Origin of the sequence: Paenibacillus sp. LBL, from assembly GCF_029893715.1 — a bacterium.
GTDB classification, from domain to species: Bacteria; Bacillota; Bacilli; order Paenibacillales; family Paenibacillaceae; genus Paenibacillus_AQ; species Paenibacillus_AQ glucanolyticus.
Window position 1 is genome coordinate 254202 of sequence record NZ_JARXYU010000004.1, and the last position, 23426, is coordinate 277627.

The 23426-nt window shown below is 48.7% G+C and carries 26 protein-coding genes; 25 read left to right on the plus strand and 1 reads right to left on the minus strand.

The window, feature by feature from the left end; translation table 11 throughout:
* The first annotated feature begins 44 nt into the window (after positions 1–44).
* The 7 genes from M2277_RS12400 to M2277_RS12430 all read left to right on the plus strand — a co-directional run bounded on the left by M2277_RS12400 (position 45) and on the right by M2277_RS12430 (position 4774).
* Entirely contained in the window at positions 45–224 is a 180-nt protein-coding gene (locus tag M2277_RS12400) for an IDEAL domain-containing protein (protein WP_006209497.1), read from the plus strand.
* A gap of 101 nt (positions 225–325) precedes the next feature.
* Positions 326–763: a DUF2487 family protein gene (locus tag M2277_RS12405; protein WP_280754840.1), complete on the plus strand. Its 438-nt coding sequence runs from the start codon at positions 326–328 to the stop codon at positions 761–763.
* Positions 764–932: 169 nt separating this feature from the next.
* Positions 933–1478 carry a Rieske (2Fe-2S) protein gene (locus M2277_RS12410; protein ID WP_006209499.1) on the plus strand — a complete coding sequence of 182 codons (546 nt, stop codon included), beginning with the start codon at positions 933–935 and terminating at the stop codon, positions 1476–1478.
* Between the two features lie 15 nt (positions 1479–1493).
* Positions 1494–2165 (plus strand): menaquinol-cytochrome c reductase cytochrome b subunit, encoded by a 672-nt coding sequence (qcrB, locus tag M2277_RS12415; protein WP_006209500.1) that lies wholly within the window; start codon positions 1494–1496, stop codon positions 2163–2165.
* Between the two features lie 21 nt (positions 2166–2186).
* Positions 2187–3074 (plus strand): menaquinol-cytochrome c reductase cytochrome b/c subunit, encoded by an 888-nt coding sequence (locus M2277_RS12420; RefSeq protein ID WP_148247641.1) that lies wholly within the window; start codon positions 2187–2189, stop codon positions 3072–3074.
* Positions 3075–3217: 143 nt separating this feature from the next.
* Positions 3218–3850 carry a DUF1405 domain-containing protein gene (locus tag M2277_RS12425; protein ID WP_148247640.1) on the plus strand — a complete coding sequence of 211 codons (633 nt, stop codon included), beginning with the start codon at positions 3218–3220 and terminating at the stop codon, positions 3848–3850.
* 66 nt (positions 3851–3916) lie between these two features.
* Entirely contained in the window at positions 3917–4774 is an 858-nt protein-coding gene (locus M2277_RS12430; RefSeq protein WP_280754841.1) for a sporulation protein YpjB, read from the plus strand.
* A gap of 43 nt (positions 4775–4817) precedes the next feature.
* Here M2277_RS12430 and M2277_RS12435 read toward each other — a convergent pair whose 3' ends face one another.
* Positions 4818–5687 (minus strand): YitT family protein, encoded by an 870-nt coding sequence (locus M2277_RS12435; protein WP_148247638.1) that lies wholly within the window; start codon positions 5685–5687, stop codon positions 4818–4820.
* A 222-nt stretch (positions 5688–5909) separates the two neighbouring features.
* On the opposite strand from M2277_RS12435, the gene M2277_RS12440 reads away from it, so the two are divergent.
* The 18 genes from M2277_RS12440 to M2277_RS12525 all read left to right on the plus strand — a co-directional run bounded on the left by M2277_RS12440 (position 5910) and on the right by M2277_RS12525 (position 23385).
* Positions 5910–6239, plus strand: a complete 330-nt coding sequence (locus M2277_RS12440) for a nucleotide pyrophosphohydrolase (protein ID WP_036637038.1) — start codon at positions 5910–5912, stop codon at positions 6237–6239.
* Positions 6240–6288: 49 nt separating this feature from the next.
* Positions 6289–6828, plus strand: coding sequence for a tetratricopeptide repeat protein (locus M2277_RS12445; RefSeq protein ID WP_063479188.1), 540 nt, complete (start codon positions 6289–6291; stop codon positions 6826–6828).
* Between the two features lie 16 nt (positions 6829–6844).
* Positions 6845–7648, plus strand: a complete 804-nt coding sequence (dapB, locus tag M2277_RS12450) for a 4-hydroxy-tetrahydrodipicolinate reductase (RefSeq protein ID WP_280754842.1) — start codon at positions 6845–6847, stop codon at positions 7646–7648.
* A gap of 18 nt (positions 7649–7666) precedes the next feature.
* Positions 7667–8086, plus strand: a complete 420-nt coding sequence (gene mgsA, locus M2277_RS12455; RefSeq protein WP_006209508.1) for a methylglyoxal synthase — start codon at positions 7667–7669, stop codon at positions 8084–8086.
* A complete protein-coding gene (gene bshB1 / locus M2277_RS12460) occupies positions 8086–8793 on the plus strand; it encodes a bacillithiol biosynthesis deacetylase BshB1 (protein WP_280754843.1) in 708 nt (235 codons plus the stop codon). The genes mgsA and bshB1 overlap by 1 nt, the downstream gene beginning before the upstream one ends.
* A gap of 31 nt (positions 8794–8824) precedes the next feature.
* A complete protein-coding gene (gene bshA, locus M2277_RS12465; RefSeq protein WP_006209510.1) occupies positions 8825–9988 on the plus strand; it encodes an N-acetyl-alpha-D-glucosaminyl L-malate synthase BshA in 1164 nt (387 codons plus the stop codon).
* Positions 9989–10031: 43 nt separating this feature from the next.
* Positions 10032–11336 (plus strand): CCA tRNA nucleotidyltransferase, encoded by a 1305-nt coding sequence (locus tag M2277_RS12470; RefSeq protein WP_280754844.1) that lies wholly within the window; start codon positions 10032–10034, stop codon positions 11334–11336.
* Entirely contained in the window at positions 11323–12312 is a 990-nt protein-coding gene (locus M2277_RS12475; RefSeq protein ID WP_280754845.1) for a biotin--[acetyl-CoA-carboxylase] ligase, read from the plus strand. The genes M2277_RS12470 and M2277_RS12475 overlap by 14 nt, the downstream gene beginning before the upstream one ends.
* A 281-nt stretch (positions 12313–12593) precedes the next feature.
* Positions 12594–13475, plus strand: coding sequence for a 3-methyl-2-oxobutanoate hydroxymethyltransferase (gene panB / locus M2277_RS12480; protein ID WP_280754846.1), 882 nt, complete (start codon positions 12594–12596; stop codon positions 13473–13475).
* Positions 13472–14362: a pantoate--beta-alanine ligase gene (gene panC / locus M2277_RS12485; protein WP_036636896.1), complete on the plus strand. Its 891-nt coding sequence runs from the start codon at positions 13472–13474 to the stop codon at positions 14360–14362. Before panB ends, panC begins: the two co-directional genes overlap by 4 nt.
* Entirely contained in the window at positions 14355–14738 is a 384-nt protein-coding gene (gene panD, locus M2277_RS12490) for an aspartate 1-decarboxylase (RefSeq protein WP_006209517.1), read from the plus strand. Before panC ends, panD begins: the two co-directional genes overlap by 8 nt.
* A 109-nt stretch (positions 14739–14847) precedes the next feature.
* Complete coding sequence (locus M2277_RS12495) at positions 14848–15477, plus strand: hypothetical protein (protein ID WP_006209518.1); 630 nt, start codon at positions 14848–14850, stop codon at positions 15475–15477.
* 173 nt (positions 15478–15650) lie between these two features.
* Positions 15651–18536, plus strand: coding sequence for an ATP-dependent DNA helicase DinG (dinG, locus tag M2277_RS12500; RefSeq protein ID WP_280754847.1), 2886 nt, complete (start codon positions 15651–15653; stop codon positions 18534–18536).
* 63 nt (positions 18537–18599) lie between these two features.
* On the plus strand, positions 18600–19265 hold the full coding sequence (locus M2277_RS12505; protein WP_006209520.1) for a redox-sensing transcriptional repressor Rex: 666 nt from the start codon (positions 18600–18602) through the stop codon (positions 19263–19265).
* Entirely contained in the window at positions 19240–20541 is a 1302-nt protein-coding gene (locus M2277_RS12510; RefSeq protein WP_036636901.1) for an amidohydrolase, read from the plus strand. The genes M2277_RS12505 and M2277_RS12510 overlap by 26 nt, the downstream gene beginning before the upstream one ends.
* A 30-nt stretch (positions 20542–20571) precedes the next feature.
* Complete coding sequence (locus M2277_RS12515) at positions 20572–21090, plus strand: cell wall elongation regulator TseB-like domain-containing protein (RefSeq protein ID WP_006209522.1); 519 nt, start codon at positions 20572–20574, stop codon at positions 21088–21090.
* A gap of 266 nt (positions 21091–21356) precedes the next feature.
* The gene (locus tag M2277_RS12520; RefSeq protein ID WP_006209523.1) at positions 21357–21890 is read left to right on the plus strand and encodes a hypothetical protein; all 534 of its coding nucleotides are present in this window, start codon (positions 21357–21359) and stop codon (positions 21888–21890) included.
* Positions 21883–23385, plus strand: coding sequence for an AAA family ATPase (locus tag M2277_RS12525; protein ID WP_280754848.1), 1503 nt, complete (start codon positions 21883–21885; stop codon positions 23383–23385). The genes M2277_RS12520 and M2277_RS12525 overlap by 8 nt, the downstream gene beginning before the upstream one ends.
* The last annotated feature ends 41 nt before the right edge of the window (positions 23386–23426 follow it).

The following is a 23426-nucleotide window of genomic DNA, read 5'->3' on the forward strand; positions in this document are numbered from 1 at the left end:
AAGAATATAAGCTATATGCAAATTTAGTTTGGAGGTGCATCCTAATGGATAAGATGAAGGTTACTTACGAGGTTATGTTAGGTCTGGCGGCCGAGATGGTGTGGGACGAAGCATTGCGCAAGCATCGGAGTGAAGAGCTGTATAAAGAAATTGACGAAGCGCTGGCTTCCGGCGACGAAGTGGCTTTCCGAAACCTGACGGATGAACTGAGGACTTTGAATTGAAGAAATGCTTTATCGCATTTCTTCTTTTTTTTGCCTTACTGCAGATTCACTCTTATAATGAAGAAAAATCATAATGAGTGAGCAGAAAGGATGTACCCTGCATGAAATTTAGTGAAGTGGACGAGCAAACTTGGGAGGAACTGAAGCCTTTCTATGATACCTGCCTCATTCCGTATACCGGATTATCAGGTTTGGAGTCGCCGTGGGAAGTGACTGCTGCACTGGAGCGGCTTCGGGATTTTATGGATTTGGCAGAAATTCCGTTTAAGGGCAGATTGGTTACATATCCAGCCATACAATATGGAAAGACTGAAGATATAAAGCTTCTAAATGAAGTTTGTCACAATGTCAAATCCATCGGGTTCAAATACGTTGTTGTCATGACAGCCGATCGTGAGCTTTCTGAAGAGGATGTGCCTGAAAGTTCGCTGGTGCTGTCCCGGCGCAGGTTTGAAGACAATGGAGATACCCCCTTGGCGGCCGTTGTTTCCGAACAAATCAGTGAAATGTGGCAGCAGGAAAGCCGTATCGAAATGTGACAAAAAACCAACAATTTATGAAAGGGCTATTGGAAGCGAACCCAAATTTGGGGTTCAAATTCTTGACGGTCTTGGGTGCCTAATATATTATTAGTATGTCCTAGTAAGTCGTGTGATTTTGATCATTGATGACACTTAAGAACGGTTGACAAAGGGGGTTGAACACAGAATGAGCAGCAACCACAATGACGAGCATGAAGAATCGCACAATCCACCCCGTCTGAAAGAGATGTCCCGCAGACAATTTCTTACATACACGTTGGGCGGTGCCACAGCTTATATGGCTGCTGGGGTAGTTTTGCCAATGCTTCGCTTTGCCGTTGATCCGATTCTTCAGAATAAAGAAGAAGGATCTTTTGTAAAGGTAGCGGAAGAGAGCAAAATTACCAACGATCCACAAGAATTCCATTTTGAACTCAAACAGCAGGACGGCTGGTACAACAGTACAGCCACTTTGACGGCGTGGATTCGTAAGAACGATCAAGGTGAGATTGTAGCGCTTTCACCAATTTGTAAACATTTGGGATGCCTTGTTGGATGGAATAACAACAAGAATTTCCCGGATGAGTACCACTGCCCTTGCCACGGTGCACGTTATACACCGGACGGTAAGAATCTTGCAGTTGCGCCGAAGCCGCTTGACCAGTACGAGACGAAAATTGATAACGGCTGGATTTACCTCGGCGCCATCGTGCCAAATACCGTAGTTAAATAGGAGGCGTAGATTCAGATGTTGAAGAATGTCTACAACTGGATTGATGAACGTCTCGATATCACGCCGATTTGGAGAGACGTTGCAGACCACGAGGTACCGGAACACGTAAACCCGGCGCATCATTTCTCCGCGTTTGTGTACTGTTTCGGCGGCTTGACGTTTTTTATCACAGTCATCCAGATTCTGTCGGGGATGTTCCTGACGATGTATTATGTGCCCGATATCATAAACGCTTACAACAGTGTCGAGTACCTGCAAACACAGGTTGCTTTTGGACAGATTGTCCGCGGTATGCATCACTGGGGCGCAAGCTTGGTAATCGTAATGATGTTCCTGCATACGATGCGCGTGTTCTTCACAGGCTCTTACAAAGCGCCGCGTGAAATGAACTGGGTAGTCGGCATGCTCATTTTCTTTGTTATGCTCGGTCTTGGTCTGACAGGTTACCTGCTGCCATGGGATAACAAAGCTTACTTCGCTACAAAAGTTACATTGGAGATTGCGAACTCCGTACCTTGGCTTGGACCAATCATTAAAGAATTGCTGCAGGGCGGTACGATTGTTGGTGCCGAAACGCTAACACGTTTCTTCGCTATTCACGTATTCTTCCTTCCGGCTGTCCTTCTTGCCCTATTGGTAGGACACTTTATTATGATCCGCCGACAAGGTATTTCCGGTCCACTATAAGAAGAAGGGAGGCGCATATTTATGGCACATGGTCATAAATCTGATGAGAAAGTAGTTTTTGTCGGCGATTCGCGTGTGAAAAAAGGCAGCGGATGGGTTACTCCGCCGGATTACACCGCTTATCCCGGTAAATCAGAAGCGTTCATTCCTAACTTCTTGCTGAAGGAATGGATGGTTGGGGTCGTTGTGTTGGTCGGATTTCTTGTGCTGACCATCTCGGAACCGGCTCCGCTTGGTTATCCGGCAGATCCGGGGGCTTCTGTAATCCCGATGCCGGACTGGTACTTCCTGTTCTTGTATGAATACTTGAAGCTTCCTTACGCTTCCGGTGATTATGTCGTTCTAGGTACAATTGGGGTTTCAGGGGTCGCCTTCGGTGCATTGCTGCTGGTTCCTTTCCTTGATACAGGGAAAGAACGGCGCTTCTACAAAAGGCCGATTACTTCGGCACTTATGATTCTGTCGTTGTTTGCCGTCATTTATCTGACGAATGCAGCATGGACGCACTATGTGCATGAGTTGGAAGCTACGGGACAGAAGCCTGAGCATATTCAGCGGGAAGAAGAAGCAGAAGAGAAACATGCAGCGGGACTGCCGACAACCAGCGGCAAGCAGTCGGAAGATAGTATTGTAGCGATTGTGGACAAGGATAATCCGGCAATGGAAACCTTTAAGACAGCTACATGCATCACCTGTCATGCTGCAGATCTGAAAGGGGCATCCGGTCCATCGCTTCGCGGTGTTGGGGATACCCACACCAAGGAAGAGATCATGGCTATCATTGAAAATGGCCAAGGTACTATGCCTCGAATGAAAGACCAGGCTTTAAGTGCTGGTGTAACCGAAGCAGAGCTTGATCAGTTGGCTGAATGGCTTGCAAGCCAGAAAGCAGAAGCAGCTGGAGAGTAATGATATACAGAAGAACCTGACCGCTGATGCGGTCAGGTTTTTTTAAATAGGAAGGGTTTAGATGAAATGTATCGGGCGTTTAGGTATAATCGGCTGTAGCTATGTAATTAGAATACAGTCATATGAGACAAGGAGGACGGAGTTTGTCAATTTCACATCTGTGGAGCCGGGAATTTTTAAGTAAGCGATCGATTCTGTGGTTATTGTTCATATGCAATGCACTTGGAACGATTTATGGCTACATATGGTACGGTGGTCAAATGGTTGACACGGTGAACCACGGCTACATATGGCAGGTCATATTTGTACCGGACAGTCCGACGGCGAGTTTGTTCTTCTGTTTGGCAGTACTGCTGCTTCTATACCCGCCTAAGCGATTGGGCAGTGCCTTGTTTCAGCAGTTCATTGAGGCATTGGCCGTTGTTACCTCAGTGAAGTACGGGGTATGGGCAGTTGCCATCATATTTGCAGGACAAGCCCAAGGGGATGTGCTGGCATGGCAGGATTGGATGCTGGTTGCCTCGCATACGGCGATGGCGGTGGAGGCGCTGCTGTTTGTCCGGTTGTTTCATTACCGCTGGACAGCGCTTACCGGGGCCATCGCATGGACTCTATTGAATGATACAGTGGATTATACTTATGGAGTGTTTCCTTGGCTGCCGGGGGAGTTATATGATGATCTTTCCGCTGTAGAGCTCTTTACCTACCTCCTGACTCTTTCTAGCGGCTTTGCTGCCTGGATATTCATGAAATACGGTAATTCCAATCGACTATAGCCAATTCGGCAATACAGTTCTATGCACATCCCTTCTGCCATACATATACGGTAGGAGGGATGTCCCATGTTTCGAACCTTTCGCAAGCTCCTGCTGGTCCTGTCTGCACTATTGCTGCTGCATGCCATCAGCATCAGTGATCCTATATGGGCTGATCCCGTGAGTGGAGATACGGAAAACTCGCCCGCTGCTTCCATTCAGGCCAAAGCGCTGAATAAGGAAGTAGAGCAGCTGTACCGTCATGTGGAGGAAGGCAATGTACAAGCCGTGCTTGAGGATACCCGCCGGGTATCCAGCCTTTTTGAAGCTTCCTCATTTCAGGGATTGATCGGAGTTGAAGGTATTCATGCACTGGCCGAGAGCATTTTGGAGATGAAAGAAGCTACTGCAAGAGCCGTGCAGGAACCTCAGCACTGGATGAGGTCTGCAGGTAAACTCCGCATGGCATCAGACAGCTTGATTCATTCGAGGGATGCATTATGGCTCCAGTACTTCAAGGTGATTCGTGAAGATCTTAGAGTAATGGGGCAGTATGCCGCGCAGCAGGATAAACCCGGCATGAAAAGGGCTTACGACAGCCTGGAAGAACATTATGAGCTCATACGCCCGTCCATCGTTATTCAGCGAAAGCCTGAGGATGTGAACATGATTGAATCCTGGATTTCCTATGCGGGTGGTCTGGTGACCTCTGGAGAAACATCCGAAGTACAAAGAGTGCTGCCGCAGGGCGAGGAAATGATGAATATGCTGTTTGGCAAGAAGAAGGATGAGCCGGCCCTTGCTCCTCTGGCAGAGGTTAGGGAGCCTTGGACATGGCAGCTGGTCATCGGTGCCTTCATCCTGGCAGCTTTAACGTTTGTTGGCTATCGCAAATATCGCGGTCAGCAGTATAGCTCTAAACCGATGTTTCCGCGTAAATTGTAAGCAACATATGATATGAGTTCGAAGCAGCCCGGTGCAAACCGGGCTATTCCTCTTTAAATCCTTCCCCATGGACATCATTGACATCGTTAATGATCATGAACGCACGAGGATCAATGGATTTGGCTATTTCGGTCAGTCGGCGGATCTCCTGTCTGGACACTACGCAGTAAACCATATGTTTGGCTTGTTTGGAGTAGACACCGATGGCGGGAATAAGCGTAACCCCGCGTTCCATATCGATGGTGATGCGTTCGGCGATCTCGGGGGCATGATCACTAATGATGGTAAAAGCTCTGGCAGCATAGGCACCCTCCTGTATAAAATCGATGACCTTCGAAGCAATGAACACGGCAACCAGGGTATATAAAATCCGTTCGAGCGGGATAAAGAATAACGAAAGCCCGATAATCAAAATATCAAGTGACAGTATGATCTGACCCATACTGAAGCCGAACTTGCGATTAATGATTCTGGCGATAATATCGGAGCCGCCGGTGGTTCCGCCGAATCGAAACACAATGCCGAGCCCAGCCCCAAGCGTTACGCCTGCATAGAGAGACGCGAGAATATAATCATGCTCTGTCCGAAACGGCACAATATATCCCCGATTGATCAGCATCTCGAATAACCAGAGGAACAGGGTTAGTGAGGCGATACCGAGACCCGTATAGATGGACTGGCGCTTTCCGAGGATTTTCATTCCAACCAAAAATAGCGGAATATTTAATACCATGGTCGAGATGGACGGGGAAATGTTGAAGGCGTAATTGAGAAGGACGGTAATGCCGGTGACTCCACCTTCCATGAGTTCATTCGGAATGATGAAATAGAGCAGACCGAATGCGTATATGGCAGAACCGATGATGATTGGAATCATCGTTCGAAGCTGATGCATCAACATGGGTGTTCTCATAAGACCTCCTGAATTTCCTGTAGTGGACTGTATCCGTATGTCTGGTTAACTCGTATCCCTAACTAGTATGTGCCGATAATGTTGCAGCAATAAAAAATTATTTGTTTTCAAATGGGCTTTACGATAACATAGGTTTAAAACCTGTCGCCCTGACGACAAGTGAAAGCTGCTGAAGACTTCATGTTGGAAGCTTACTGCGCAGTGAAGGGAGTTATCGGAATCTTGGAAAAATCAATGGCTGAAATGCAGCAGGAAGTCGATCGATATATATCACAGTTCAAGGAAGGTTATTTCAGTCCTTTATCCATGATGGCCCGGATGTCGGAAGAGGTCGGCGAGCTTGCCAGAGAGGTTAATCATCAGTTTGGCGAGAAGCCGAAGAAAGCGGATGAAGCGGATAATTCCATTGAAATGGAACTTGGAGATATCCTGTTTATCACCATCTGTTTTGCCAATTCGCTTGGCATTGATCTGGCGGAGGCCCATAATAAAGTCATGCATAAATTTTCGACGCGTGATGCCGATCGTTGGACGAAAATAAACACCGATTAGGCTGCTGCTACATATGCTGTACCAAACCCGCTGTGGGGAGGGACAGCCAGTGAAACCTGAAAGCTATATACAAAAAGCATATCGATGCATCCTTCAAAATGATTTCGACGAGGCGTTGCGTTGGTTTGAGCAAGCGATTGCCGCTAATCCCGGAGATGCTGAAGTCCACTACCGATGCTCCATCACCTATGGCAGAAGCAACAAGCTGGATATGGCGATCATTCACGCGGAAGAAGCCGTAAGATTGCAGCCTGACAAACCGGAGTATGGTGTTCATTTACAGCATATTAAGGCTGCAGAACTGGTGCAGCGAGCCCGAAAAATGGTGGAGAACCGCAAGGATGTCACCAAGACGGAGCTGTATCAGGCCATATCGCATCTGAAATCAGCCGTAGCGATGGACCCTTTATATGCTCAGGCGTATGTATGGCTGGCCCTTGTCTATAGTGAACTCGACGAGCACGCGCTTGCCATATCCACGCTTAAAGAAGTCATTGCGCTGTATCCTCAGGAAAGTGGTCTTCAGTATATTATGGAGGAGCTTAAACAGCGCTTGAGATCATATTTGCAGGATTCAGCATCGGATTGAAAGTGAGGAAATGTAGATGGCAAACAAAATGAAAGTAGCGGTCGTCGGTGCCGGCGGCCGTATGGGTAAAGAAGTTGTGAAGCTGGTGCTAGGTGATGAGGAACTGGAACTGGTAGCAGCCGTAGGAAAATCTGATGCAGGCGCAGACGCAGGGACACTTGTTGGTCTGCCAGCCTGCGGCATCCGCGTAACATCCGATTTGGAAATGGCGCTGGTTGAATCCAGACCGGATGTTATGGTTGATTTTACAACTCCGCAATTTGCTTACAGCAACACGGCGCTGGCTATTAAGCATGGTGTGCGTCCGATTGTAGGCACAACCGGTTTCACTCCGGAGCAAATCGAAGAGTTGGACAAGCAGTGTGCGGAGCAGAATATCGGCGGTTTAATTGCCCCGAACTTCTCCATTGGAGCCATCCTCATGATGAAGTTTGCTGCCCAAGCGGCAAAATATTTGCCACATGTTGAGATTATTGAAACCCATGGCGACCAGAAGCTGGATGCTCCGTCCGGCACCTCGATAAAAACAGCAGAAATGATTGCACAGAACCGTGAGGAAATTCGCCAAGGCAATCCGAAGGAAGAGGAAGTAATTGAAGGTGCCAGAGGCGGTTATTATAACGGCTTCCGCATACACAGCGTCCGTTTGCCGGGTGTATTCGCGCAGCAGGAAGTTATTTTTGGAGGATACGGTCAAAGTCTGAAGATCCGTCATGATTCCTATGAGCGTGCAGCTTATATGCCAGGTGTAAAGATGGCAATGGAGAAGGTAATGAGTTATACCGGCTTGGTCTATGGATTTGATCATTTTATTGACTAACATAGGGGAGAAATGACTATGAATATTGCATTTATCGCTCATGACCGTAAAAAAGAGGAAATGGTCAATTTCGTTATTGCATATGAAAGTGTATTTGAAGATCATAAACTGTACTCCACAGGCACGACAGGTACCCGTATTATGGAACAAACCCAGCTCAGCATACATCGCTTTGCTTCGGGCCCGCTTGGCGGCGACCAGCAGATTGGAGCGCTCGTAGCGGATAACGAAATGGATTTAATTATTTTTCTTCGCGATCCCTTGATGGCACAGCCTCATGAGCCGGACATTAACGCGCTGCTTCGTTTATGCGACGTGCAGGGAATTCCGCTTGCAACCAATGTAGCCACTGCAGAAATTCTCGTCAAAGCGCTGGACCGCGGGGATTTTGCATGGAGAGAGCTTGTGCACAAATACAAACCGGGCGTGGACAGCTAATGAACAGCAAGCTGGATATTTTAATCTTCGGGGCACACGCAGACGATGCCGAGATTGGAATGGCAGGAACGATTGCGAAGCATGCGGCGGCAGGACTGTCTATCGGGATTTGTGACCTGACGCAGGCAGAGATGTCATCCAATGGAACGGTCTCCATTCGCAAAGCAGAGGCAGATCATGCTGCCAGTGTGCTGGATCTCAAGGTCCGTACGAATCTGGGATTGCCGGATCGAGCTTTATTCGTCACACCTGAGCATATTGAGCTGGTGACAGCAGAAATCCGCAGGTTTGCTCCTTCGGTTGTGTTTGCACCCTATTGGGAAGATCGTCATCCCGATCATGTGGCCTGCAGTCGTTTGGTAGAAGAAGCGGTGTTCAATGCAAAACTTCGACGCTATATGCCGGAGCACTCACCGGTCAAAGTGGACGAGCTTTATTTTTATTTCATCAATGACATAGGAAGAGCGGATTTGGTCGTTGACGTTACGGATTATTACGGAGTTAAAGAGCAAGCCTTGTCTTGTTACCGTTCCCAATTCCAGAAGGCTGAAGAGGATGCAGTCTCTACCCCTTTGACAGAGGGATACATAGAGCGTGTGCGGGCCAGGGATTCGTTGCTTGGAGCGCGCAGGCTTATTCCTTATGCAGAAGGTTTTGCTTGTAAAAGTCCATATGTTGTTCATCTATTCGGCTCCAAGCAGGCATAATATATAGAGGCGTAGGTAAAGGAGGCCTGACATGAATCAACAACCATTAAAAATCGGAATTACCTGTTATCCTTCATTGGGCGGGTCCGGGGTGGTGGCGACGGAGCTTGGAAAGCTTCTGGCCGAGCAAGGTCACCAGGTTCATTTTATAGCACATAGCATCCCGTTCCGGTTAGGGACTTTTCATAAAAATATTTTTTATCATGAAGTTGAAGTGAACGATTATTATGTGTTTAGGTACCCGCCATATGATCTATCGCTAGCAACGAAAATGGCGCAGGTGGCAAAAATGCAGCAGCTTGACGTCCTTCATGTCCACTATGCGGTGCCGCATGCGGTATGTGCTTTCTTGGCGAAGCAGATGGTCGGGGATCAGCTTAAAGTCGTGACCACCTTGCATGGGACGGATATTACCGTGCTGGCACAGGATGAATCGCTGAAGGATCTAATCCGGCTCGCGATTAATGAGAGTGATGCGGTTACGGCTGTTTCTCAGGATCTGATCCGAGAGACTCGGGAACTGCTTGATATAAGCCGAGATGTTGACCTGACCTACAACTTCGTTGATCCTAGGGTGTACTATCCTCGGGATTCGGAGTCGCTGCGCAGAGACTATGCCGATCCGGATGAAAAGATTGTGATGCATATCTCTAATTTCCGGCCAGTGAAGCGAGTAGGCGACGTGTTGGAGATATTTGCACAGGTACAGGAACAGGTCCCAAGTAAGCTGCTGCTTGTCGGTGAAGGGCCTGAGCTGCCGAAGATCCAATGCCGTATCAATGAGCTGGGACTCAGCAGCAAGGTCCATTTTCTTGGCAAGCAAGATGAGATTGCCCACGTAATATCCATGGCCGACGTACTGCTGCTTCCTTCGGAAAAGGAAAGTTTCGGTCTGGTTGCCCTAGAAGCGATGGCTTGTGGGGTACCCACCGTGGGTTCCACAGCAGGCGGAATCCCTGAATTGGTTACGCATGGTGAGACAGGATATTTGGCTCCGATCGGAGATACGCATTCAATGGCTCAGCATGTGCTTGAGATATTTAAGGATGAAGCACTGAGCGAACGTCTGCGGAAAGCATGTTTGCAGCGATCCAGCAAAATGTTCTGTAATGAGTTAATCCGCGGCAAATATGAAGAAATATATTACCGAGTGTTGGGACGGGAGGTAGGCAAGCTGAAGCCGGTCTGTGGCTAAGCTTACCCTCTCGTTGTTTTTCGGGTGAAGGAACGGGAATACTATGGCAGAGATGTTTAATTCAGTACAATGGCGCAACGCAGACCCGAATATGGCTGAGCGGAGTGCGGACGTGATCCGCACTCTGCTTCAGCATGGATATGAAGCATACTGGGTCGGAGGCTGTGTCCGTGACGAATACATGGGGCGCAAGGTCAGCGATATGGATATTACGACCTCGGCCTTGCCGGAAGTGACCTGCTCTGTCTTTCCGAAAGTGGTTCCTACAGGCATCAAGCACGGAACCGTTACAGTGCTGATGGAAGGTCAGGCTTTCGAAGTGACCACTTATCGGGTGGAGAGCGGGTATGAGGATCATCGGCATCCGACCGAGGTCGCTTTTGTCCGAGATGTGAAGGAAGATTTGACGCGGCGCGATTTTACGATGAATGCCATGGCCAGAGGCATCGACGGTTCCTGGGTGGATCCGTTTGGCGGACGAGAGGATATTGATAAACAAGTGATTCGCTGTGTCGGCGATGCCCGTCTTCGCTTTCGTGAAGATGCGCTGCGTATGGTTCGCTGTATTCGCTTCGCTTCGGTGTTTGGTTTCTCCATTGCCCTGCATACCTGGAAGGGAATTCTATCGGAGAGAGATACCCTAAGCTGGATTGCCATGGAGCGAATTCGCAGTGAATTTGAGAAAATCATGACCGGACCATCCCCATTACGGGGATTGGAAATGTTTCTCCGCAGCGGACTTTACTCACGAATGAAAGCCCCTTTTCCGTACACGGGGCATGATGTTCCTATCATGGAAGCCATCCATCGGACGGCCCCGGAGCATTCGTCCATCCGTTGGTCGCTGCTGCTGCTTGCCTGCGGCATTTCGGCCCAGGAAGCTGAGAGACTGCTGAGATCATGGACATTTTCCAATAAACAGCGGGAAGCGATTGTGAAATTGCTGGCGCTTCACGAATCATATGCACAGGTCAATGAAGAAAAAGAAAAAGAAAAACAGAGCGGCAGGCTGACGTGGATCAAGCTTGTTCTTGCTCACGGGGCGGAAGCGGCTCATAGCTGGCTGCAGATGCAGACGGCTATGGAATGGACCGGAGCGGCGACCGTATCGCCGGCCGTGATGGAGCAGCTTGAGGGCTGGCTGCAGGAGCTTCAGATTCGAAATCTGAAGGATCTGAATATTACGGGAAGCGAGCTGCTGCTGGCGCTGGACAAGCGCGGTGGAGCCTGGCTTGGCGAACTTCTCGGGGAACTGCTGGAGAAGGCGGCAGCAGGTCTAATTAACAACGATAAGGAATCGTTGATTAATGAAGCAAAGCGGGTGGTAATTAATAATGAAGGATCATGATCAAGACAATTCGCTGCTGAGTATGTTTCAGGAGAATTCCGGTCAGTTTTTGTCAGGAGAAGAAATAAGCCGCAAGCTGTCCATAAGTCGGACGGCTGTATGGAAGCAGATCAATAAACTGCGAAGTTTGGGTTATGATTTTGAAGCTATCCCGAGACTCGGCTATCGCATGATGGAATCGCCGGACAAGCTGAGTGTGGATCAACTGGAAGCGGGGATGACCAGTAAAATCCTAGGCAAGCAAGTAACGTTATTGGACAGAACGACCTCTACTCAAGAGGACGCCCGGCAGTTGGCTGAAGAGGGAGCACCGGAAGGCACTTTAGTCATCTCGGAAGAACAAACGGGCGGGCGCGGCCGAATGGGGCGGAGATTTCATTCCCCGCGGGGCAAGGGAATATGGATGAGCCTCGTACTACGGCCGAAACAGCCGCTGCATTTAACCCAGCAGCTGACCTTGCTGACGGGCGTGGCGGTTTGCCGAGCCATCATGAAATCCGCTGGAATAAAGACGGATATCAAGTGGCCTAACGATATTTTGTTTCAGGGTAAGAAGGTTTGCGGGATTCTGCTGGAGTCTGCTACGGAAGATGAAAGAGTCCGTTACTGCGTGGCAGGAATCGGAATTAGCGCCAATCTGAAGGAGACGGATTTTCCGGAAGAGCTGCGTGACGTTGCAACCTCGATTCGAATGGCTGGCGGTAAAACCATCAATCGAACCGAATTGATTCAAACCATCATGGCGGAGATGGAAGTTCTGTATGAACTGTACAACGAGCAGGGATTTGAACCGATTTCATCGCTCTGGGAAGCATTGTCAGGCTCAATCGGTCGGGAGGTGCGTGTCCAGACGATGCGAGACAGTTTCATTGGAATCGCCACAGGCCTCAATAAGGACGGCGCATTGCTGGTGCGGAATAACGAGAATGAGACGATACCTGTTTATTCTGGAGATATTCTTTTTAATACCAGGTAAATCAAACATGGTGAAATTGCAGCGGCATTTTGTTATACTATAGCCAGAGGCGGTATCGTGAACAGCGAATTGCACTCTGCGCAAGTTTTGCAAGAAACATGTTATAGAACACCTTCATAACTGTTATGCCGGTTACGTTGGATTCTGCTCTGAGCCGAAAGGACCGAGACAGAAGGGACGATCGCGAGTGACTCTTTTTTGCCTTTCGGACTTTTTAGCGGTCGTGCTAAAAGGTTTTTTTTATTGTGTTTAACTAGATTACACAGGGAGGCTGTGTCACAATGGCAGGCAAACAAGCACTAAACATTGTAAAAATGAAAAACATGAAGAAGAAGGGCGTACCGATTACGATGCTGACCGCGTACGATTATCCTTCTGCCAAGCTGGCGGAGGAAGCAGATATCGATATGATATTGGTAGGCGATTCGCTTGGCAACGTAGTGCTGGGCTACAATTCAACGATTCCTGTAACGCTGGATGATATGGTATACCATACTCGCGCGGTTGCTCGGGGGGCGGAAGAGACCTTTATCGTAGCCGACATGCCGTTTATGACCTACCATGGGGGCATTGATGAAAGCTTGCGAGGCGTTCGGAGGTTGATGCAGGAAGGCCATGCGCATGCCGTGAAAATGGAGGGTGGCGAAGAAATCGCCGATACCGTCAAACGTATTGTACAATCCGGTGTTCCGGTACTTGGGCACATCGGGCTGACGCCTCAATCCGTGAATCAGATTGGCGGCTATCGCATACAAGGCAAGGATGCTCGTGATGCCGAGCGGCTCATGAATGACGCGAAGGCACTTGAAGCCGCAGGTGCATTTGCAGTTGTATTGGAGCTGGTGACGGAAGAAACAGCAGCCGAAATTTCCAAAGTGCTGAGCATACCAACCATTGGCATTGGTGCCGGTCGTTATTGTGACGGTCAAGTACTGGTATACCATGATATATTGAAATATGCGTCCCCTTATCGGGACAAACGCTTCGTTAAAACCTACGCTGATGTCGGAACCATCATCCGCGATGGCATTTCACAGTATGTTAGGGAAGTGAAGGACCGCTCATTCCCGGCCGAAGAGCATGTGTTCAAAACAGAGACTAAAGCAGTGGTAGAAACGACATTATATGGCGGTACCAAGGAAAAGGTGGGCACGACTTCATGAAAGTGATTCGCACAATTGCGGAATTGAGATCCGAAATTCAGGATCGCCAGCAATCCGGTTACGGACCGGTAGGTCTTGTGCCGACGATGGGCTATTTGCATGAAGGACACGCCAGTCTGATGCGTAAAGCACGTGAAATGTCAGGAACGGTGGTCATCAGCATCTTCGTCAATCCGATACAGTTCGGTCCCGGTGAAGATTTCGAAACCTACCCGCGAGATGAAGCGCGTGATGTGGCATTGGCGGAATCGGAAGGCGTAGACGTGGTGTTCATTCCAGCTGTACAGGAAATGTATCCGCAGCCAACAAAAACCAAGATTTCCGTGGCGGAAATAACGTCTTTATTGTGCGGAGCATCCCGCCCCGGGCATTTTGACGGCGTAACCACCGTTGTCAGTAAACTGTTCAATATCATAAAACCGGATTACGCCTTTTTCGGGATGAAGGACGCGCAGCAGGTGGCTGTCATTGAACAAATGGTACGGGATTTGAACATGGATGTCACCATCGTGCCCTGTCCCATCATCCGTGAAGCCGACGGTCTGGCCCTGAGCTCGCGGAACGTGTATTTGAAGCCGGAAGAGCGGGAACAGGCTCTTGTGCTGTCAGGTTCACTGCGGACGGCTCAGGAGGCAATCCAGCAAGGGCAGGCGGCAACGGCAGGAGAGATCCGTGCACATCTTCGAGAATATATATCCCGTTCCCCACTGGCCGATATTGAATATGCAGAATTACTCACATTCCCGGAACTTGTTCCAGTGGAAGATTCTTATCGTATGGTTGATGGAGACAGCCCGGTAATTATGGCGCTGGCTGTGCGCTTCGGCAGAACTCGTCTCATTGACAATGCGCTAATCCAACCAAAAGTAGGGGGATCCCATGTTTAGAACGATGATGAAATCCAAAATCCACCGGGCTACGGTGACGGAAGCCAATCTGAATTATGTGGGCAGCATTACCATTGATGAAAATTTAATGGAGGCTGCAGACTTGCTGGAGAATGAAAAAGTTCAAATCGTGAACAATAACAATGGCGCCCGTTTGGAAACGTACGTTATCAAAGGCGAACGCGGCAGCGGGGTTATATGCCTGAACGGCGCCGCAGCAAGGCTTGTTCAGCCTGGAGACAATGTAATTATCATTTCTTATGCCATGATGTCCAAAGAGGAATACGACCATCATACGCCTACGGTTGTGATTGTCGACGAAATGAATAAGCCGGTTACGACGGAGTATCGCGAAGTCCACGCGGCGGTTCTCTAAGAGCCAAAATGTGACGGAAGCCCAAAGGGATGAAAAGACCGACTTCTACAGAAAATGAGTTCAGGTCGATGCACTGATCTCATTTTTCCGCTAAGGGTGGGATGCAGCTATGTTTCAACATGTATTCGCTGAAATGAACAACATGTTAGATGAAATTGTGAAGCATTACCCTTCTGCACAAGGTCCCCAAAAACAGGCGCTGGTACAAAACTGGAACATGCTCAAAAGCATGAGTGAAGCAATTATCGAGGAGTGGCTCCAATTTGAAGAGAAGATGGCCATTTTCCGCGAAAATGCCGTATCACCCCCGGTTTTTCCGCCGACCGAAGCGCCTGAATTGCAGCTTGATGCTTTTATCCGTGGCCAAGGTTATTACAAGTTGTTGATGTTCCAGCCGGCAATACAGCAGTTTGGGGCTGCCGCTGTGGTATTTCCGGAGAGCCTTCTGATCAAGCTGTACATTGCGATGTCCCATCTTTATATGGGGCAGACAGCTCAGGCATCTGATGTATTGATGTCCATTCTGCCGCTGGCAGATAACAAGAAGCTCCGGGCGATGATCTACAATGCACTTGGATGCATCGAGGTATTGAATGGACAACAAGGGAAGGCCGAAGAAAATTTCGCACTGGCAATTCACAGCGATCCGACTCTGCCCGATCCCATTATTAATCTGGAGGTCTGCAAGAAGAACCGCGGTGAACTTCAGTACGGCAGCCAACTGATCTCTTTGCTGTAGAAGAAAAAGCCTAACAAGAAGCGATGCCAGAGCTCATTCTAAAGAGACTTTGGCATCGCTTTTTGCCGTGTGAAGCAGGAAGGGGAGGATGAGGGGATTTTTTACCCGGAATGTTCAAAACCCGCAACTTCTGGTATGCTGTTAATTAGTCTGGAGGAAAGGGATTTAGTCGAATGAAATTTGCCGTATTGGATTTTGAAACCACGGGCAACCAGTCTGCAGATGAGATTATTCAGGTCGGACTGGCCATCATCGAAGAGGATCGAAGTATATCCCGCGTGTACGGCACTTATGTCAATCCCGGGATTCCAATCCCTCCGTTTATCACCGGTTTGACCGGTATTTCTGACAGCGATGTAGCGGACGCTCCATCCCTAGAGGAAATGATGATGGAACTTGTGCCCATGCTCGACGATGTGGTATTGGTTGGGCATAACGTAGCTTTTGATTTTAATTTTTTGCAAAATGCACTCGATCGCTGTGGCTATTTACCGTTCAGCGGTCGGATTCTAGATACGATGCACTTCTTGAAAATATGCTTCCCTTCGCTTTCTTCATATCAGCTTGGAATGGTGTCTTCCCATTTCGGCCTGGAGCATGACCGTCCGCATCAAGCGGACAGCGATGCACTTGCAACGGCCTATGCGCTGCTGAAATGTCTGGAGGAGATCGATGAGCTTCCGCTCTTGACCATTCAACGGTTAAGTGATCTTTTTGCTGATGAGGATAGCGATTTGGCCTGGTTCTTTGACGGAATCCGGGCGGAACGGGAATTCCAAGCTGTACAGGGCGGAGATACCCATACGTATTATCGCCAGTTTGCGCTGGCTGTTGATGATTGGAACGATATTGCACCCGCAAGGGACGAATCGGAGCCGAACCCACTGGCTGATGTGAGCTTCGAACAGTACATGAGCGATGTCCGGGACCGTCTGAAGGAAACGCTGCCTCATTACGAGAGCAGAGACGCTCAGGATATGATGTTCCAAGAAGTGATGCAGGCACTGGATGATAATAAACATCTGTTGATTGAAGCAGGCACGGGAACAGGGAAGTCCCTCGGCTATTTGCTGCCTTCGATCTATCAAAGTGTGAAGCAGGAACAGAAGGTCATGGTCAGCACGCATACAATCAATCTTCAAGAACAGCTGCGTGACCGGGATATACCGCTGCTCACTCAGGTTGTTCCTTTTCCCTTTAAAGCAGTTATTTTTAAGGGGAGAGGACATTATTTGTGTTTGAGAAAATTTGAACATAAAATAAATAGAAGAGATTTTCATTCGCCGAAGGAAGATGTGATCATTGCAGCGCAGATGCTGGTCTGGCTGACACAGACAGAAAACGGCGACGATGAAGAACTGAACCTCGGCGGCCGTGGCGGAGATTTCTGGGAGACGATCTCCAGCGATTCGGATTCCTGTCTTGGACGTGCCTGCCCATGGTTCCGCAAATGCTACTACCACAGGGCCAAACATGAAGCGGGCGTTGCCGACGTGGTCATTACGAACCATTCGAAGCTGTTCACTGACGTTAAAGCCAATCATCAGCTGCTGCCAAGTTATGAACGCCTCGTCATTGACGAAGCACATCATCTTGAGGACGTTGCGGGCAAGCACCTTGGCTTGCAAATGAAATATTTTACGGTTGTGCATACGTTGACCCGGATGTACAAGGACAGCCGCAGCGGACAGCTTCCCGCGCTTCGCCAGCTGCTTCAGGCTTCACCGCATGAGAAGGCCGTAGAATGGTCTTCTGTCATTGACCGTATGTATCCAGATCTCATCACGGCCAAAGAAAATTGGGATCGTCTCAGCGATCAGCTGTTTGCGCTGCTGCCGGAACGCGGGGATGCATCTCCAGGAGACGCGGGCCAATTCTCACTTCGGTTATCGCCTCTCAAGAAACCGAAGGATTGGCAATCGCTGGCCGAGCTGGAGCATCAGATTCATGTGACCCTGGGTGACGTTGTGCGCAAGGGTGACAAGCTGATTGCTGAAATGAAGGAAGATCTGGATGATTACAGTGCAGACAGCTTGCTTACGGATCTGTCCGGACTGTTTAAAGACCTGGCTGCTCACCGTGAGGACTTGCGCTCCTTCATGGCTCTTAATGATGAGGGTACGGTATACTGGATGGAGGCTAATGGCAATTTCCGCAGTAAATCGCTGCAGCTCTATGCAGTGCCTGTTGATGTAAGCACTCATTTAAAGGAATTGTTTTTTGATAAAAAACAAAGCGTCATTCTGACATCGGCTACCTTGTCGGTGGATAAATCGTTCCAGTTCATGATCGAGAATCTGGGTCTTCAGGAAGCGGCTGACGCCGGTAATCTGAACACGGTTCAGCTGCCGTCTCCGTTTAATTACAGAGAACAAGCGCTGCTTGTCGTTCCGCGTGATTTTCCGAGCGTGAAGGGATCGGTCGGGGATGCCCTCTTTGTGAACACACTTGTGCAGTCACTGGCCGAAACGGCGATCGCTACCCATGGAAGGATGCTCGTTCTGTTCACCTCTTACCGGATGCTGCGTCAGGTGCATGAGCCACTGAAGGAAGCATTGGCATTAAGCGACATTGCGGTGCTGGGGCAAGGAATGGACGGGACCAGTCGAACCAAGTTGATTCGACGCTTCCAGGAGAGCAGCGCATCGGTGCTCCTTGGCACCAGCTCCTTCTGGGAAGGGGTCGACATTCCGGGCGAGGCGTTGACCTGTCTTGCTATTGTACGGCTGCCTTTCCAGCCGCCGAATCATCCGCTGGTGGAAGCCAAGAGTGAACTGCTGCAGCAGCAGAAAAAGAACCCCTTCATGAAGCTTTCCGTTCCGCAAGCGGTTATTCGGTTCAAGCAAGGGTTTGGCCGCCTGGTCCGGACGGCACAGGATAAAGGGATCGTGATTGTATACGATACCCGGGTGATTGAATCCTATTACGGGAAATATTTCTTATATTCCTTGCCAGGACCTAAGATGGAGCATATGCCGACAGAGGGAATTGTTCCACGCATCTCGGAATGGCTTCAGGAAGAGGTCGAGGTTGGGGCAGATAACCAAACCGATGAATGATAGCTAAACGAAGAATGAAAATGCAAGAGATGTAGTTATTAACCTTTACTAGGGGGAGCATGCATGAAATCGGAAAAAATTTCGGAAGCCGTGGTCCGCAGATTACCTGTATATTTGCGCTATTTGAATGAGCTTCAGAAGCGGGAGGTCTCAACTGTTTCATCCCAGGAGCTGGGGCAGAAACTGGATCTGAATCCTGCTCAAATTCGTAAGGACCTGGCGTATTTCGGTGATTTTGGACGGAAAGGGATCGGGTATGATGTTTCCTATTTGATTGAGAAGATTCGCCAGATTCTGAAGCTGGACCAGAAGATTAATGTAGCATTGGTTGGAGCCGGTAATCTTGGACATGCATTATCCAATTACAATGCATTCCTGAAGGATAATATGAAGATTGTGGCTATTTTCGATTCATATTCCCCCAAAGTTGGTATGAAAATCAACAACTTGACGGTTCAGCCGATGGAAGAGCTTGAGAAAACCGTACATGAATACGGCATTCGTATCGGGATTATTACCGTTCCGGATTTTGAGGCGCAAAACGTAGCTAATCAGCTTATTGCAGCAGGCATCGAAGCGATTCTGAATTTTGCGCCAACCATCCTGAAAGCTCCACCTCATATCCGTATTCATACGGCCGATTTTACAACCGATTTGCAGAGCTTGGCTTATTATTTGGACAACGGTAAGGAGGAAGCTTCACATGACGACAACGAAGTGGATGGTTAAGAACGGTACTTTTGCTGTGCTTGAGGATGGAAGATCCGTTCTTCGTGGATACATGGTTGTTGAGAATGACCGCATTACCTATCTTGGTGAGGAACAGCCGCCGGTAGAGGAAGGAACCGAGATTATCGACGGCACACATCTGTTGTTCCTGCCTGGTTTGGTAAATACCCATGGACATGCTGCCATGTCACTGCTCCGCGGTTATGGAGACGATTTGGCGCTGCAAGTATGGCTGCAGGAAAAAATGTGGCCGATGGAAGCCAAATTCACGGCCGATGATGTTTACTGGGGAGCCTCTCTTTCCGTGCTGGAGATGATCAAGGGCGGAACCACAACTTTTGTGGATATGTATGATCACATGGACCAGGTTGCTAAGGTGGTAGAGGATTCAGGAATGCGCGGTGTCCTGACCCGTGGCGTTATCGGATTATGTCCGCCTGAGGTTCAGCAGCAAAAACTGGATGAGGCGGTTGCATTTGCGAAGGACTGGCACGGCAAAGCCGATGGCAGAATCACAACGATGCTCTCGCCGCATGCACCGTATACGTGTCCACCGGATCTAATTGAAAAATTCGTCCAAGCATCCCATGATTTGAATCTGCCGCTGCATACACATATGTCGGAAACGGACACGGAAGTGGCCCAGAATGTGAATGACTACGGACTCCGTCCCGTTGCGCATCTGGAGAAGCTGGGCATGTTCTCTCGTCCTACACTTCTGGCGCACGCCGTCCATTTGACTGATGAAGAGATCGAGATTTTGGCTAAATATCAAGTCGCGGTCTCTCATAATCCAGGCAGTAATCTGAAGCTTGCCAGTGGTATAGCGCGCGTGCCTGCACTACTGAAAGCCGGCGTTACCGTGTCCCTGGGTACCGACGGACCAGCGAGCAATAACAATCTGGATATGTTTGAAGAGATGCGTCTGGCTGCATTGATCCATAAAGGGGTAAGCGGTGATCCTACGGCCATTCCAGCAGCCGAAGCACTACGGATGGGTACGGAGTATGGAGCCAAATCGGCTTTCATTGAAGATATAGGCACACTTGCCGTCGGCATGAAGGCGGATATGATCGCGTTGAATACAGATCAGGCGCACTTCCTTCCTCGAACCGATTATGTGTCCCATGCGATCTATTCAGCCAGTGCAAAGGATGTAGAGCATGTATGGGTTGACGGCAAGCAGGTAGTGAAAAATGGCGCCAGCCTTACCCTCGACGAGGAACGTATTCGCCGGGAAGCCCAGTCTGCATTTGAGCGTCTTACAACCCTCTAGGGAATAATCAAGGGGAGCGAGGAAGACGGATTGAAGAAAAAAACGAAGTGGATATTGCTAAGTGTATCCGGAGTGCTGCTCTTGCTGCTAGGTCTGCAGCTCTACTATTCGCATGTCATGAAGGACACTTGGAATGAAGAGAGAATGGCAATCAACGCTTCCAAACAGCATGGCGGTTTGGTTTCGACAGGAAAGACCTATAAATCGGTGTGGGGCGAGGACAACAATTACTGGGTTGTCAGCGGCAAGGATAAAGACAATCAGGACCGAATGGTCTGGGTGAAATTCACCGATGATAATGTACCGGTTGACGGTGCCGATGCGGTGCAGTCTGTCTTATTGAGTTCCGGAATGTCAGAAGCACAGATACTGGATCAGATTCACAATGATTTGCCAGGAGCAACCATTAAGAGATTGCTGCCGGGTATGTATGAAAATGAGTTTGTATGGCAGCTCCAGTACGAAAGCAATGGTCAGCGGGGCTATCGATTCTATCGTTTCCAAGATGGAAATCCGATCGGCAATGACATTATTCTTCCAAATCAATAGTAGAAAAATAAAGAGAGACATCCCTATCAATTTCGGGATGCCTCTTTTTTTCACAACAATTGACAACGTTTACAATAAATAAAATGGAAAAACTGTTCTAAATATTTTCACAGATACGCATGAAAAAGTATATAAAATGTGATATACTCATATTTGTACAAATTAAGCATACAAACTACATGCATCGTATTATATCGTTGTTACATGTCATTATATACAAAGAAAATGATAGACAAAAACTATATAAGATTTTAAGGAGGAACTTCATGAAACTACGCATTGTACCTATCGTGCTGACTGTCGTGATCTCAGCATCGGTCCTCTTTGGTGGATGGTTTCTGTATCGGCAGATGGCACAGCATAACCCGCTAGCAAATGTTGTTTCGCAGTATGATGGTGTGAAGAGTTCTCATATAGATATTAAACAGGATACGGTTACTTTGAAACTTGATCTGGCTCCGGAAACGAATTTGCAGGGGCTTGTGCAGCATATAAAGCAAGAAGGCAAATCTGTAATTGGGCAGCGTGAGCTGAAAATCCAGGTGGAGGAGCATTCCTCGGAAGCGCTGGACCAATGGTGGGAGCAGGCGATGTTATCCGTTGCAGAAGCGATGGACAACAAGCAGTACACCGATATCCAATCTTCGCTTGAGCAATTGGCTGGCGAGTCCACGAACTTAAAAGCGAAAGCAACCATTGATGACACCAATGTTTATGTCAGCTTGTCGGATGGGAAGTCTGGTAAATTTATTATCTTGCCGCGTCAACCGGGTAAAATGGGGGTTTGGAACCATGCCTAAACTGGCTAAAGAGATCATGCTGGGTTTTATCCCGGTTTTGTTGGTATTCCTCGTGTTTGTAGGCGTCAACGTCGTGCCTCTGTTTATTGCTGCGGCCCTCGTAGGTACGCTACTGTTTATTGCAAAGATGAAGGGCGGCATCGCGGTGGGGGCTGGTAATGAACGCAAGCGAAAGAAGAGCGGACCGGCCAAACTGACATTCGAAGAAATCGGCGGGCAGGATAATGCCAAGCAAGAACTCCGCGAGGCTCTGGATTTTCTCATTCGTCATGAAGATATTAAGAAATTTGGCATTCGTCCGTTGAAGGGCATTCTTCTTACCGGGCCTCCGGGAACAGGGAAGACCCTGATGGCCAAAGCCGCTGCCCATTATACGGATTCTATCTTTGTTGCTGCATCCGGCAGTGAGTTTGTTGAAATGTATGTCGGGGTTGGTGCCGGTCGTGTCCGGGATCTGTTTAAGGATGCCAGAAGCCGCGCTGCAAAAGAAAACAAACAAAATGCGATCATTTTCATAGATGAGATTGATGTGATTGGCGGCAAGCGTGAAGGCGGCCAGCAGCGTGAATATGACCAGACACTGAATCAACTGTTAACTGAAATGGACGGCATTTATTCTCAGGATACTCCGCGTATACTGGTTATAGCTGCTACGAACCGCAAAGAAATGCTGGATAGTGCACTGCTGCGTCCAGGACGATTTGACCGCCATATTCAGGTGGATCTGCCCGATAAGAAGGGGCGTACACATATCTTGAATCTCCATGCGGGTAACAAGCCGCTGCATGAGGATGTCGACTTGGACAAAATCGCGGAGGAAGCCTATGGCTTTTCCGGCGCACAGCTGGAGAGTGTCATGAATGAAGCTGCAATCTATACGATGCGTGAGAATGAGCAGTTTATCCATCAGCGCCATTTATCCATGGCGATTGACAAAGTGATGATGGGTGAACGCTCGGACCGAGAATCGAATTTCGAAGAGAAGAAGCGCGTTGCCATCCATGAATTGGGACATGCTATTATGGCAGAGCTTGTGCGTCCCGGCAGTGTCAAGCAAGTAGCATTGAGTCCGCGTGGTAAAGCACTTGGTTATGTTAGGCATAATCCGCAACAGGAACAATACCTGTATACCAAGGCGTTCCTGGAAGAGCAGATTATGATAGCGCTTGGCGGTGCTGCCGCCGAGGAGATTTATTACGGGGGCCGAAGCACGGGCTCCAGCAATGACTTTGAGCAATCGCTTAACATCGTAGAGACGATGATGAAGTCAGGACTGACGGCGCTCGGCATCATCAATATGAATATGGTAACTACGGAAGAGTTAATGAAAGAGAATAATATGATTCTGGAAGAGTTAATGAACCGAACGAAAAGCCTCTTGGAACAGAATCGGCCAGTATTCGACAATTCTCTTGACATCCTGTTGAAGGAAGAAATCCTCTCGGGAGAACAATTTCGTTGTCAATTTCGTGAAAACGCGCTTTTACCAGCATAAATTGTTATGCTGGTTATTTTTTTTTACTTTTTTGTCGTGCT

What these genes read in the sequence shown, in the direction of transcription:
- M2277_RS12470 (WP_280754844.1), top strand. Translation starts at nt 10,032, where the DNA reads ATGGCAGAGATGTTTAATTCAGTACAATGGCGCAACGCAGACCCGAAT.
- M2277_RS12400 (WP_006209497.1), top strand. Translation starts at nt 45, where the DNA reads ATGGATAAGATGAAGGTTACTTACGAGGTTATGTTAGGTCTGGCGGCC.
- M2277_RS12510 (WP_036636901.1), top strand. Translation starts at nt 19,240, where the DNA reads ATGACGACAACGAAGTGGATGGTTAAGAACGGTACTTTTGCTGTGCTT.
- M2277_RS12495 (WP_006209518.1), top strand. Translation starts at nt 14,848, where the DNA reads ATGTTTCAACATGTATTCGCTGAAATGAACAACATGTTAGATGAAATT.
- bshB1 (WP_280754843.1), top strand. Translation starts at nt 8,086, where the DNA reads ATGAACAGCAAGCTGGATATTTTAATCTTCGGGGCACACGCAGACGAT.
- dapB (WP_280754842.1), top strand. Translation starts at nt 6,845, where the DNA reads ATGGCAAACAAAATGAAAGTAGCGGTCGTCGGTGCCGGCGGCCGTATG.
- bshA (WP_006209510.1), top strand. Translation starts at nt 8,825, where the DNA reads ATGAATCAACAACCATTAAAAATCGGAATTACCTGTTATCCTTCATTG.
- qcrB (WP_006209500.1), top strand. Translation starts at nt 1,494, where the DNA reads ATGTTGAAGAATGTCTACAACTGGATTGATGAACGTCTCGATATCACG.
- panD (WP_006209517.1), top strand. Translation starts at nt 14,355, where the DNA reads ATGTTTAGAACGATGATGAAATCCAAAATCCACCGGGCTACGGTGACG.
- M2277_RS12430 (WP_280754841.1), top strand. Translation starts at nt 3,917, where the DNA reads ATGTTTCGAACCTTTCGCAAGCTCCTGCTGGTCCTGTCTGCACTATTG.
- M2277_RS12475 (WP_280754845.1), top strand. Translation starts at nt 11,323, where the DNA reads ATGAAGGATCATGATCAAGACAATTCGCTGCTGAGTATGTTTCAGGAG.
- dinG (WP_280754847.1), top strand. Translation starts at nt 15,651, where the DNA reads ATGAAATTTGCCGTATTGGATTTTGAAACCACGGGCAACCAGTCTGCA.
- M2277_RS12505 (WP_006209520.1), top strand. Translation starts at nt 18,600, where the DNA reads ATGAAATCGGAAAAAATTTCGGAAGCCGTGGTCCGCAGATTACCTGTA.
- M2277_RS12435 (WP_148247638.1), bottom strand. Translation starts at nt 5,687, where the DNA reads ATGAGAACACCCATGTTGATGCATCAGCTTCGAACGATGATTCCAATC.
- mgsA (WP_006209508.1), top strand. Translation starts at nt 7,667, where the DNA reads ATGAATATTGCATTTATCGCTCATGACCGTAAAAAAGAGGAAATGGTC.
- panC (WP_036636896.1), top strand. Translation starts at nt 13,472, where the DNA reads ATGAAAGTGATTCGCACAATTGCGGAATTGAGATCCGAAATTCAGGAT.
- M2277_RS12420 (WP_148247641.1), top strand. Translation starts at nt 2,187, where the DNA reads ATGGCACATGGTCATAAATCTGATGAGAAAGTAGTTTTTGTCGGCGAT.
- M2277_RS12410 (WP_006209499.1), top strand. Translation starts at nt 933, where the DNA reads ATGAGCAGCAACCACAATGACGAGCATGAAGAATCGCACAATCCACCC.
- M2277_RS12405 (WP_280754840.1), top strand. Translation starts at nt 326, where the DNA reads ATGAAATTTAGTGAAGTGGACGAGCAAACTTGGGAGGAACTGAAGCCT.
- M2277_RS12525 (WP_280754848.1), top strand. Translation starts at nt 21,883, where the DNA reads ATGCCTAAACTGGCTAAAGAGATCATGCTGGGTTTTATCCCGGTTTTG.
- M2277_RS12520 (WP_006209523.1), top strand. Translation starts at nt 21,357, where the DNA reads ATGAAACTACGCATTGTACCTATCGTGCTGACTGTCGTGATCTCAGCA.
- panB (WP_280754846.1), top strand. Translation starts at nt 12,594, where the DNA reads ATGGCAGGCAAACAAGCACTAAACATTGTAAAAATGAAAAACATGAAG.